A 12056-nucleotide genomic window follows, 5' to 3' on the forward strand; every position below is an offset into this window, starting at 1 on the left:
GCCCCCCTATACTTTCTCTTTCATAGTCTTGCCAAGGATGCCCGTAGGCTTGAACAGCAAGACAATGATCAGGATGATAAACGCAATGGCATCCCGGTAGCCGGAGGAGACATAAGCCGCGCCAAGGCTTTCAGACACGCCCATGAGCATGCCGCCAATCATGGCGCCAGGAATGCTGCCAATCCCGCCTATGACCGCCGCGATGAAGGCCTTGAGACCCGGTACGAAGCCCATCATAGGGAAGACCGCTTTATAATACATGCCGACCAGGGCACCCGCTGTGGCACCGAGGGCTGAGCCCAGGGCGAAGGTAAAATAGACCACGCGGTTCGTGTTGATGCCCATAAGTCTTGCCGTGTCCATGTCCTGGGACACACAGCGCATGGCTTTTCCCATTTTTGTAAACTTAACAATATAAGATAAGACCGAAACGAGGATGATCGTCACCACAATGATGATGATCTGGATCGTCGACATTCTGAAGCCGGCGAAAGTGTAGATCTGATTTTTCATGACCTCTGGAAACGACTGTGTCTCCGGGCCCCACACCAGCATGGCGAAGTTCTCGAGAAAAATGGCGACCCCAATCGCTGATAAAAACAAGCTGATCCGTGGGGCTTTGAATACCGGACTGTAAGCGAATTTGGCGATCCCTATCCCAAACAGCGCCGCGCCAGCCATACCAAACAGCATTGCTGCCGCGATTGGCATGTTCAGAACCGTGATAGCCGTCAGCGTCAGAAACGCGCCAACCATGTACAAGTCCCCGTGGGCGAAGTTGATCAGGCGGATAATGCCGTAGACCATGGTATAGCCAATCGCCGTCAGGGCGTAAATCGAACCGAGCGCGATCCCGTTGCTGAGATGCTCCATAAACATGCGTAGACACCACCTTTTGAAATGCACGCCCCTTGTGACAAGGGGCGTGGCGGAGTGAAGCTTTCGTAGGAATGTTTGTTTTTGAGACTTTAAAGTACTTTTAAAACCTGTTTGCCGATGGTCCCGGAAGTCCTAAGGCTGAACATCGGCAGGAATAATTTTTCCATCTTTAACGGTAAGGATAATGATGTTTCGGGTCACCGCGTTGTCAATGAAGGTAATTGGGCCAGCGACGCCAGGGAATTCCTGGGTCTCATTGAGGAACGCCGTGATGGACTCACGGTCCGCGCCGTTAGTCTTCATAGCTTCGAGGAGGACGAGGGCGGAGTCATAAGCGAGGGCTGCGTAGGTGTCCGGCTCTTTGTCATACTTCGCGACGAAAGCTTCCGTGAACTCTTTTGTGCCGGCGAACTCGATGTCCGGGTGGAAGAAGCCCGTGAACTTGATGCCTTCAACCGCGTCGCCGCCGAGCTTGACGAGCTCGTCGGAGCTGATGCCTTCCGTGCCGAGCATGTCAATGCTGAAGCCGGAATCCTTGGCTTGCTGAGCGATCAGCGCAGTTTCAACGTAGTAGCCTGCCACGAAGAGAAGGTCAGGGCTTTTGCTCTTAATGGTGGTGAGCTGAGGGCTGAAGTCCTTGGACTGGCCTTCAAAGTAAGTTTCTGTCGCGACTATGTTGCCGCCGAGCTCTGTAAAGCGCGCTGTGAAGTCATCTTTCAGGCCGACGCCAAAGTCGTTGGCCGTAAACATTATGGCTGCGTTTTTCTTGCCCATTTGGTTGTAAGCGTATTCAGCAAGTCTGTAAGCCTGATCCGTGTCTGTCAGGGAAATTCTGAAGATGTGTGGTGTGGAGCCGTCTGTGATCGCCTTGTTGACGGAGTCCGTGATGACTGGGATCCCGGCTGCTTCATAGATGCCGCGGGCTGCCAGCGTACAAGAGCTGTTCCAGTGGCCTATAATGGCGAGGACGCGGTCGTCTGCCGCAAATTTCTGCGCGACGTTTGGCGCTTCTTTAGGGTTGCCTGTGTCGTCGCCGACCAGGAGCTTGACTTGCTTGCCGTCAATGCCGCCTGCCGCGTTGACTTGCTCGAGGGCGAGCTCAATGGCTTTGACTTTCATGTCGCCAAACTGAGCGGAGTCACCTGTCATAGGGTTTGCGCTTGCGATGTAAAGTTCCGTGCTTTCTTCCTGTGCACCGCCGCCGCAACCAGCGAGCGCCGTGACTGCGAGGAGTAAGATCATTAATAATGCCAGCATTTTTTTCATGTTCGTTGTTTCCCCCTTCATGCTTGTGTTCGTTTTTTTTTGTGGCTTCAGCGGGAACGCTGCCGCCCCCTGTGCTTCTTATTAATGCAGGAAGGATGCCAAGTTTTAGATTTGTTGTCGTTTTTCACGAAATAAAAATAATTGTTTGAAAATTTAGATATTAGCTCAATTGTATTCATAAAAACACAAAAAGACCCCCTCTGAGAGTCTCTTTGTGTTTTGGGTCGGGTGTTATGCGTTCCTCTGCGTTCGCCAATTTTCGACAAAAGGCATGAAATAATTTCATGGTCTGCAATAATTTCATGAAGTTGGGGTGGTGGCCCTATAACCAATACAAAGAGAAATCATCCGCTTCATGTGGAGCTGGATTCCCGGACAAAAGCAACAGGCGTTATTATGTGCGAACAAGTAAAGTCGCTGGTGAATGAATGCCAGAAATGCCGCCTTCTTTGAACGCGTCCCGGCTGACATTCTCGCTGAGGTGATTGATATCATCAGTGGGTTTGTTGAGGTTGAGAAGGCGTAATGACTTTTTAACCAAAGAATGCTAATTTCTTTGCAATCTTGATTTGTCTTTATCGTTAGTATATAATCATTTATATACGTACCAAAAAGACGGTTTAAAGGGGCGTGTTATTATGGATGACAAAGAACTAATTCACCAAATTTTGCAATCTAATAATGGCATAATTGAAGCACGCCAAGCATCCGAAGCAGGTATAAATAACAAAACACTACAAAGACTCCATCAATCCGGAGATCTGGAAAGAATTGAACATGGAATATATATTGACCCCAATTATATTGAAGACATATATTATATAACTCAGTTGAGATGCAAACAAGGTATTTTCTCCCACGAAACGGCATTGTATTTTCATGAATTAACAAATCGAACACCTTTTCAGCTACAATTGACGATTCCATCTGGTTATAACACAAGACTCATCAAAGATAAGGAGAGGTTCAGGTTTTTCTACATTAAAAAAGATTTGTTTGAAATTGGAAAGATAAACATGGTATCCCCATTTGGTAATCCTATTCGAATCTATGATAAAGAACGAACTATCTGTGATGTACTGAAGAAGAAGGACCAATTAGACGCAGATCTTGTTTCATCTGCAATCAAACAATATATAAAAGAACCCGGCAATGATTTTTCAAAGTTATTGACTTACGCGGAGCTATTTAAAATAAAAGACATTGTAAGACAATACTTGGAGGTTATCATATGAAATTCAGTAGTCCAAGGCAATTGAAGGACTGGATCAAGAATTATTCAAAGAAAAACAACGTAATATCTAATACAATTCTACAGAATTATATGATGGAGAGACTGCTTGAACGAATGTCTTTATCACCTTATCATGATAATTTTATTTTAAAAGGTGGTTTCTTGATCACTTCTTTGGTAGGGAGTGATCTTAGAAGCACTTTGGACATTGATACTACAATAAAAGGACTTCCTGTCACTCGAGAAAATATTGAAAAAATCATTCAAGAAGTTTTGGCAATTGCCATTGATGATAACGTGAGTTTCCAATTAATAGAAATCAAGAATATCCGCGATACAGGTGAGTATGATGATTTTCGGGCATCATTGGTCGCACATTTCTTTAATATGTCAATCAGTATGAAACTAGACATTACTACGGGGGATGAAATAATACCAAGGGAGATAGAATACGGCTTCAAACTAATGTTTGAAGATCGGTCTATAAACATTAAAGCCTACAATATCGAAACTATTCTGTCAGAGAAGATTGAATCCATTCTATCCCGAAATGTTGCAAATACGAGATCCAGAGATTATTATGATGTTTATTTATTGTCGACACTTAGAAATATGGATTACAACCTCCTTGATGTGCAAGACGCAATAAGGAAGAAAGCTATAGAGCGTGGCACTGAAGCATATGTAGACAACTGGAAAAAATATTTAAGTGATATCGAGGAAAGCACAGATCTTAGACAACTATGGTATTTGTATTGTAAGAAATATCCTTATGCGAACGGACTCAATTTTAATTTAGTTGTTGAATCAATAAGAAAATTGCTTGAATAGCTAAAAAAAGTTATCCAATTTAGAAAATCAAAAGAGCAGAGTTTTGTCACCCTGCTCTTTTATATTGGACTAATTTTCTCATTTTGAGGAAAAATGGTGATAGGGGGGGCGTTTTCCCTTCCAAAAAAGTATCTCTACCCTTCCCCCAGCCCAAACTCCTTGATCTTGTTGTAAAGATGCCGCTCGCTTAGCCCCAGCAGGTTTGCAGTTTTACGGCGGTTTCCTTCACAGTGCTTCAGCGTCGCTTCGATCAACCGCCGCTCCACCTCGTCCAGCCGTTCCCCTACATACACCGGTACAAGCTCCCGGGAGGACTTGTAAACTGAAATGCCAGTAATATCACCCGGCAAATCTGAAAGCTGTATGATTGGATCCATAGACAGCGCCACCGCACGCTCAATGATATTCTGAAGCTCCCGGACATTCCCCGGGAAGTCATAAGACTCAAGGGCTTCAATGGCCGCTTGGGAAATTCCTGAAACCACCTTGCCAAAGCGCTTTGAATAAATCTCAAGAAAATGCTGGCACAGCAGCGGAATATCCTCTTTCCGTTTTCGAAGCGGTGGCACCTCAATAGCCACAACATTCAACCGGAAAAACAAATCATCCCTGAACAGGCCCTTACGCACCGCCTCCGCCAGGTTTCGGTTTGTCGCGGTGATCAGCCTGAAGTTCACCTCTATGGATTTCTCACTGCCCAGGGGCGTCACTTTCTTCTCCTGAATCACCCTCAGCAGCTTTGCCTGAAGGGTCAAGTCCAGATCCCCGATCTCATCCAGGAATATGGTCCCCTGATGGGCCAGCTCAAACTTCCCTTTCATCTTCTGGTGCGCCCCGGTGAAAGCCCCTTTTTCATAGCCAAAAAGCTCACTCTCAAGGAGATTGAGTGGAATAGCGGCGCAGTTCAGCGCCTGGAAACTGTGCTTTGCCCGGTTGCTCCGGTCGTGAATGGCCCTGGCAATCAGCTCCTTGCCCGTACCGCTTTCGCCGGTGATCAGCACGTTGATGTCCAGGTCCTTGACCCGGTCAATCACATCAAAAACATATCTCATGGAGGCGCTGTCCGCGATCAGCATGCGTGGCTCCTCAGAGCCTGCACTCGGACCGCCCGGCCTGCCTGCACTGCCCAGACGTGAATCAGCACCGGTTCCGGCGCCAGCGCTGCGAAACTCCAGCGCTTTATTGATCATCACAGTCAAGCTCTGAATGTCCAGTGGCTTCGTTACATAGTGATACGCCCCACTCTGCATGGCCTTGATGGAGGACTCAATGCTCCCATAGGCGGTCATGGCAATGATCATGATCTCCGGCTTTTTCGCGTGAAGGGTTCGGATCACGTCCAGCCCATCCACATCCCCGAGTCTTTGATCCAGGAGCACCAGGTCCACCGAATGGGCCTCGAGGATCTCAAAGGCCGTCTCGGCGCTATCCGCCACATCAATTTCGTAAAGGTCCTCCAGCGCGTAGCGGAGCGCTGTCAGAATAGTCCGCTCGTCATCCACAATCAATAGGCGCTTCAAATCCGACTCCCCCTCTCCTCAAACGCCGGAAGCAACATCACGACGCGGGTACCGACACCAGGTGTACTTTCAATTGAGATGGTTCCGTTGTTCTCGCGGGTGAGCTGCTCGACCATCGGCAGTCCTAATCCGTAGCCGCTGCGTTTGGAGGTTACAAAGGGCTCAAACGCCCGGGCTGCCTCCTCCGCGTTCATACCTGGCCCGTTGTCCGCCACGGTCAGTTCGACCATGCCCTGGTCGCCCCGCAGTATGCTGGTGATCTGAATGTTCCCCGGCTGCCCGCCGCCTTCAATCGCGTCGAGGCTGTTCAGAACGAGGTTCAGCAGGATCTGCTTGAGCTGGTTGGGGTCCGCGTAGATCCGGGATGCTTCAAGCTGATGGGTTATGACCGTGTGGCCGTTCTCGCACCTTGGTTTCACAAGTCGTTCAAGATTCTCCACCAGGCTGGCCAGGTCGATCTCACGGGGCTCCGGCGCCTTTGGCCGGGCATAATCCAGCAGGTCCGCGATCAATTGATCCATCCGGGCGATCTCCGCTGGCACAATCTCGTTGAATTCTTCTATGAAACGGTCGTTGCTCCGCTTAAGCGGCACCAGCTCAGACAGGGCTTTGATGGACGTCAGCGGATTCCTCAGCTCATGAGCGATGCCCGCCGCCAGGTTGCCTACGGTCTGCATCTTGTCCAGCTGCCGGATCGCGGCTTCCTGAGCCCGGATGCGCTCTGTCTGGAGCGCAACTTCCCTGCTCAGCTTCGTGTTCCACTGACGCACGACCAGCGCCGCGAAGAGCGACAGGCTCATGACGCCAAACAGAACATAAAACACGCGCTTGACCTGATCCAAAGTGAGCCCGTAGTCCACCAGCTGCTCACCGAACCATTTCTTGTAGATTCTGTCGTAGGTCCCGTTCGCTTTGACTTTTTTTATGGCGGTGTTTAGCGCATTGAGCAGTTCCGGCTGATCTGGGTTCACCGCCATACAATAATCCGTGACCGCCATGGTCTCCCCTACTATTTTAAGCTCCTCCAGGCGCCGCATTTTCTGAAGATAATAGATGGCTGTCAGCCTGTTGCCCACAAAAGCGTCCGCCTGACCGTTCAAAACATCCGCGAGGGCTATCTCTTGATCTGCGAAGCCAAGGGCATTGATCTCCAGCTCCCGGCCCAAAATCTCATGAGCGACGTCGCCGAGCTGGTAGGTCGCCGTCCTGCCCCTGAGGTCGCTTAGAGCCGCGATAAATTGATTGTCCTTACGTACGAAGATAGCTTGGGAATTGGTGACAAGCGGTTCGGTAAAGAGGTAATAGCCCTCCCGCTCCGGCGTCCGGGTCATCCCCTGAATCATGTCCACCTCGCCTTTACGAAGCGCCTGCAGCGCATCCTCCCACTTCATGGGGATGAGCTCGTAGTCCATTTCCATCTCGAGGAAGACCGCGTTCAGCATATTCACGTTGAAGCCCCGGTAGATCCCGTTCTGATCCATAAATTCGTAGGGTGGGTAGTTGATATCCCCCGCAACCCGCACGACATCATTGCCCCGGCCCTCTACGGCGAAGGAGGGCTGTCCTGCCACCACGCTGAGTAAAGTGACACCTGAGGTAGTCCCCAGCACCAAAAGGGCAAAAAATAAAACAAGGAGGGGCTTCACCAGTTTACTGATCCTGATCAACGTACTCCCTCCTTGCGCTTTAACTAAAGTTTGGTGTTTTGGTCCGGCCCAGTCCCCGGCCAACAATCTGGTGTGTCCCAGTCCCCAACCAGCGATTTGGTTCGGCCCAGTCCCGCACCACGCGTCCCTGTCCCCAACCACGCGTTTACTCTGTAACCTCTGCCTGGATTTGTAACATCTTATCAAAACTCCATTGTCCCGTATATGGAAAAACACCATAACGTTTCAGAGCATAAGGCACATCCGCGGCACTCGCTGGCGCCTCACCCAAGGCAAAGGCCATGACGTAGCCAAAGCTGTTGAGCACCAGATCCGCCCTGGTATCATGGGCGCCATAGGGGTGGGCGTAAACTCGGGTGCGGTTGAAACCCCGCTCCTCGAGCAGGCCTGTAGCGATTTGAAGGTCCGCCTTTAAAGAAATCTCGTCGAGCGCCAGCGACAATGGTACACCGCTCTCACTCAGCCCATGGAGATTGTGACTGTGCGGGTGATACTCAAAGACATTCTTGGCTTTGTTCATTTCGTCCCAGGATATTTTAACCGTCACAGCTGGATCCCACGCTGCTGGCGCCGCCTCCACCGTTCCCGTCACCACGAACATGGTCGCGGTAAACCCATGGGCTTTCAGGATGGGGTACGCGTAGCGATAGACGCTCTTGTAGCCGTCATCAAACGTGATGACCACACTGTTTTCCGGCGCCGTCCAGCGGCCCGCCAGGTGGTCCTCAAGCTGTGCCATGGTCAGGGTTGTGACACCTCTTGACTTCAAGTAAGCCATGTCGCTCTCAAACTTCTCAACGGAAACTATAGCACCGTTCAACTTCTGGAAAGGTGTCATCTCCGCTTCAAGAAGAAGATGGTGGTAACAAAGGACAGGAATGTCCGCAGGTGAATCAGGGACTGCGGGGACCATCTGAAGGCCCTCTTCCGCGCTGGCCAGCAGAGGCGCAGCCTGCTCGGACCTGAGGGATGCCTCAAGCGCTTCAGCGACACCCATCTCAACAGTTTCAACTTCTATCACGCCAGCTTCAGAGGCAATGTCAGCTTCAGGGGCAGCTTCTGCCTGCGCCTCCAAAGCGCCGTCGTCAGCATCAGCCTCATTTGCCGGCTCCAGCAGCGCACTTTGGCCTAAAGTCTCAAGGAACCCCTTCTCCACATAGTCCACGCCAGCCTCCCTGAACGCGCTGTGCCAGGTCTCCCGCCCCGCGGTGTCCAGCACGTTCAGCCGGCCATCCTCGGAGGGCGTGACGAAGAACTGCTGCTCACCGAGCTTCACCGTCTTCAGGTCCCAGGTGGAATGCGGGGTCAGCGTCAAGCCCGGTATGCGCGTCAGGTCTTCCAGCCGCAGATACTCCGCCTCTACCCGTGTGATCAGCTCGAAGGTTGGTTGCGCTTCAGGAACTACGAGCGCTTCACTATCCGCAAAGACTGCCGATGGTCCCGCCGCCACAAACAAAGCAATCGCCAGACTAAGAACAACACGCACGCCATGGCGCTTCGATCTATGGGTTTTATGATTTTCAAGCTCTCTATGATTTCTATGACGTCCCATGTTCCCCGGACGACGCTTCCAGCTTAGCTTCACGGTTTACCTCCCGAGTTCTGCGTTTATTATACATTTAATCAGCATTTATTCTGCATACAGAATGTCGACAATCATATCCTCCCGGATCTCCCATAGGTTCGCCTGAACCCTGAAAATATTCCATTCATCAATATCAAAGACCCGCACCCAGCTGTCCATGACCTGCTTGCGCTCCCTCGGGTAAAAGTGCGCTGTGGCCTCATCCACAAAGGCAAACAGATTAGTATGCCCCCGGCTGGCCATGTCCTTTTTATAGGCCTCTTCGTCCGCCTTGTCTTTTGGGATGTAGAGATGGTTCAGAACGTGATCCCACTTGACGCCGTCAAAATAAATGATTTCAGACGGATCCACCTCAAGGACGTAGACGACACTGTCCTCGGTAGGCCTCAGCATGTTCTCTTCGCTGATCGAGCACCAGACAGGAAATTCAACGCCCTCCGGCTTTGGATTTCTCTGATTCGCAGCATTCACAAACCATTTATAGAGCTTAATGATATAATCCGCTATAACATCGAATTTTTCCTCAAGATGGGCACGCTCAATGCGAATGACGCCGTGCGCCTTCAGCGCCTCAAGACTTTTTATGTCCTGACGTGTCCACAGCCTGACTTTATTTGCTTCACTCATGGTTCAGTCATCACTCCTTCCCTCTCAAGCGTCTCATGGTTCTCATGGAACTCATGGATCTCTCCCACCTTCAATTGTAGGAAAATAAACTGCGCTTGACAAGGAAGAATTGCGTTTTGTAATTAAATACATTCTTTTGTCCATTAAAATGCTTTTTTCAACCTTGTATTCTGACACAAACAAAAATTTCTCCTATTGAAACGCAAAAATAATAAAGCGCCCAACTCTGTGGGCGCTAAAAAATTGTATATTTCTCATCTAAATCCTATCTTGTGATTATTAATAGCGCCTGCTGTCCAGACCTCAGAGCAGCAAGCCTCCTCTATCAGAACCGTTTCCTCCCCGTGAGCAGCGAAATCACAAAAAGCACCAGGAATATAAAGAACAATATTTTCGCAATGCCGGTAGCTGTACCTGCGATCCCGCCAAAGCCCAGGAAACCGGCAATTAAAGCGACGACGAGAAATATAATAGCATACCTCAACATTATCTGTTCCTCCTCAATTCGAAATCATTACATGAAATTATTACCTTTTTCATTAATACCCTGTAAAGCGCCCTCGAAACAATTCCAAGTGTTTTGGTCGGAAAAGTGGCGGAACCGGCGCAGGCGGCTGTTGCCTATTGCGGCTGTTGCCTATTGCAGCTGTCGCCTATTGCAGCTGTTGCCTATTGCGGCTGTCGCCTATTACCCCCTACCACCTCTGACTACTTGCCCTCACTTTGGGTATAATACAAGTCATACGCGAAGGTTAATCCGCGTTACGCAAACGACCCGATTCCGAATGGACACTCAAGCTATAAGGAGGCCACGCCTATGCCCCAAGTCCAAATTCTCAGCCTCAACCAATTCCTGCTGCTGGCCGCCTTTGTCCTCCTTGCCAGCGCTTTTTCCAGCAAGATCCTCTATCGCTTTGGCATTCCCACCCTCCTGATCTTCCTCTCCATAGGCATGTTCTTTGGTGCCGATGGTCCCGGAAACATCCAGTTCAACGACGCCACACTGGCTCGCAACATCTCCATCCTCGGCCTTATTATGATTATGTTCACCGGCGGCTTCGACACCAACTGGAGCACAGCAAGGCCCGTCGCGGCCAAAGCGCTGTTGCTCTCGACCCTCGGCGTCGTCATCACGGCAGGTCTTGTAGGCGTCTTCGTCCACGCCATCACCAACCTCTCCCTCATAGAGGGCTTCCTCCTTGGCTCCGTCATCTCTTCCACCGACGCGGCCTCGGTCTTCTCCATCCTGCGCTCCAAAAAACTCAACCTCAAGGACCGGCTTGCGCCAATGCTTGAAATTGAAAGCGGCAGCAATGACCCCTTTGCCTATATGCTTACGCTCCTTACCCTCAGCGTCATCCTGTCCTCAGGCGACGGCGCCAGCTCACCCGTCCTCATGCTCCTGAGGCAGGTTGCCTTTGGCGTCCTCATTGGCGCCGCGCTTGGCAAAGCTGGCGCTTGGTCCCTTCGAAAAATCCAGCTGGACATTGACGGCCTGTACCCTATCCTTACGTTTGGCTTCGTCATTGCGACCTATGCAGCGTCAGAATCCATAGGCGGCAACGGCTTCCTGTCCGTCTACCTCATGGGCCTCATTGTGGGCAACAGCCCCATTGTCCATAAGATCAGCCTGGTGCGCTTCTTCGACGGCATCTCCTGGCTCATGCAGATCGTCCTCTTCTTTACCCTGGGGCTCCTGGTCAATCCCTCCACTTTCCCGCAGGTGGCACTGGTCGGTCTCGCCGTAGCGGTCTTCCTGATCCTTGTGGCGCGTCCTATAGCCGTGGCCGCCATCCTGACGCCCTTTGGCTACTCCCTGCGCCACCAGGCCTTTGTGTCCTGGGCCGGCCTTAGGGGCGCGGCGTCCATAGTGTTTGCGACGTATCCGTTGTCGCTTGGGTTACCATCGGCAAATCTCATCTTTCATACGGTGTTCTTCGTGGCCATGCTGTCCGTTCTGATCCAGGGCAGCTTCATGAGCCAGATGGCGGTCAAGCTGGACCTGATCGCCCCCAACGACTCCGTCCTCAAGACCTTCACGGACTACGCGGGCGAAATCCACAACAAGATCCTGGAGCTGCCCATCACGGCGGACAGCCCCTTCGCCAACAAAGCCATCATGGACCTGGGCATCCCTATGTCCATCCTAATAGTCATGGTCAAGCGCGGCGAAAACGTCATCACCCCCCGGGGCTACACAGTAGTCCAACCGGGCGATGTCCTGATGCTGACAGGCGATTCGGAGGAGGAACTGCTAAATTGCTGCACAGGGCAACCAAGTGACATTGTGGTATAGCCTAAGAACATGCGAAAATGAAAACACGACGAGCACATCAAACACCGTGAGGTGTGAATGATGCTGCCGAGCACAAAAACAAAAGCTTTGCCAATGGTCATGTGAACCCACACCCAACCATCGGCAAAGCTTTTTCTTTGTCTTACTGCTA

Annotated in this window: 10 protein-coding genes; 3 read left to right on the plus strand and 7 right to left on the minus strand. The window is 50.8% G+C overall.

What is annotated here, in order from left to right; translation table 11 throughout:
• Nucleotides 1-6 precede the first annotated feature (6 nt).
• Nucleotides 7-879 carry a branched-chain amino acid ABC transporter permease gene (locus BLP63_RS07640; RefSeq protein WP_092590325.1) on the minus strand — a complete coding sequence of 291 codons (873 nt, stop codon included), beginning with the start codon at nucleotides 877-879 and terminating at the stop codon, nucleotides 7-9.
• Between the two features lie 132 nt (nucleotides 880-1011).
• A complete protein-coding gene (locus tag BLP63_RS07645; protein ID WP_092590326.1) occupies nucleotides 1012-2145 on the minus strand; it encodes an ABC transporter substrate-binding protein in 1134 nt (377 codons plus the stop codon).
• Between the two features lie 638 nt (nucleotides 2146-2783).
• Between BLP63_RS07645 and BLP63_RS07650 the strand changes: the two genes are divergently transcribed.
• Together BLP63_RS07650 and BLP63_RS07655 are read left to right on the plus strand one after the other, a co-directional pair.
• Nucleotides 2784-3380, plus strand: coding sequence for a type IV toxin-antitoxin system AbiEi family antitoxin domain-containing protein (locus BLP63_RS07650; protein WP_092590327.1), 597 nt, complete (start codon nucleotides 2784-2786; stop codon nucleotides 3378-3380).
• Nucleotides 3377-4210 carry a nucleotidyl transferase AbiEii/AbiGii toxin family protein gene (locus BLP63_RS07655; RefSeq protein ID WP_092590328.1) on the plus strand — a complete coding sequence of 278 codons (834 nt, stop codon included), beginning with the start codon at nucleotides 3377-3379 and terminating at the stop codon, nucleotides 4208-4210. Before BLP63_RS07650 ends, BLP63_RS07655 begins: the two co-directional genes overlap by 4 nt.
• A gap of 134 nt (nucleotides 4211-4344) precedes the next feature.
• On the opposite strand, the gene BLP63_RS07660 is transcribed toward BLP63_RS07655, so the two are convergent.
• The 5 genes from BLP63_RS07660 to BLP63_RS07680 form a co-directional block, all read right to left on the minus strand.
• The gene (locus BLP63_RS07660; protein WP_092590329.1) at nucleotides 4345-5730 is read right to left on the minus strand and encodes a sigma-54-dependent transcriptional regulator; all 1386 of its coding nucleotides are present in this window, start codon (nucleotides 5728-5730) and stop codon (nucleotides 4345-4347) included.
• Nucleotides 5727-7397 (minus strand): transporter substrate-binding domain-containing protein, encoded by a 1671-nt coding sequence (locus tag BLP63_RS07665; RefSeq protein ID WP_170829355.1) that lies wholly within the window; start codon nucleotides 7395-7397, stop codon nucleotides 5727-5729. Before BLP63_RS07665 ends, BLP63_RS07660 begins: the two co-directional genes overlap by 4 nt.
• A gap of 145 nt (nucleotides 7398-7542) precedes the next feature.
• Nucleotides 7543-8982 (minus strand): polysaccharide deacetylase family protein, encoded by a 1440-nt coding sequence (locus BLP63_RS07670; RefSeq protein ID WP_092590331.1) that lies wholly within the window; start codon nucleotides 8980-8982, stop codon nucleotides 7543-7545.
• Between the two features lie 45 nt (nucleotides 8983-9027).
• Nucleotides 9028-9609: a DUF3841 domain-containing protein gene (locus BLP63_RS07675; protein WP_092590332.1), complete on the minus strand. Its 582-nt coding sequence runs from the start codon at nucleotides 9607-9609 to the stop codon at nucleotides 9028-9030.
• Nucleotides 9610-9934: 325 nt separating this feature from the next.
• Nucleotides 9935-10096: a DUF1328 domain-containing protein gene (locus tag BLP63_RS07680; RefSeq protein WP_092590333.1), complete on the minus strand. Its 162-nt coding sequence runs from the start codon at nucleotides 10094-10096 to the stop codon at nucleotides 9935-9937.
• A 330-nt stretch (nucleotides 10097-10426) separates the two neighbouring features.
• Here BLP63_RS07680 and BLP63_RS07685 point away from each other — a divergent pair, with 330 nt between their 5' ends.
• Nucleotides 10427-11905: a potassium/proton antiporter gene (locus BLP63_RS07685; RefSeq protein WP_092590334.1), complete on the plus strand. Its 1479-nt coding sequence runs from the start codon at nucleotides 10427-10429 to the stop codon at nucleotides 11903-11905.
• Nucleotides 11906-12056: the final 151 nt, after the last annotated feature.

Source organism: Acidaminobacter hydrogenoformans DSM 2784 (assembly GCF_900103005.1).
GTDB classification, from domain to species: Bacteria; Bacillota; Clostridia; order Peptostreptococcales; family Acidaminobacteraceae; genus Acidaminobacter; species Acidaminobacter hydrogenoformans.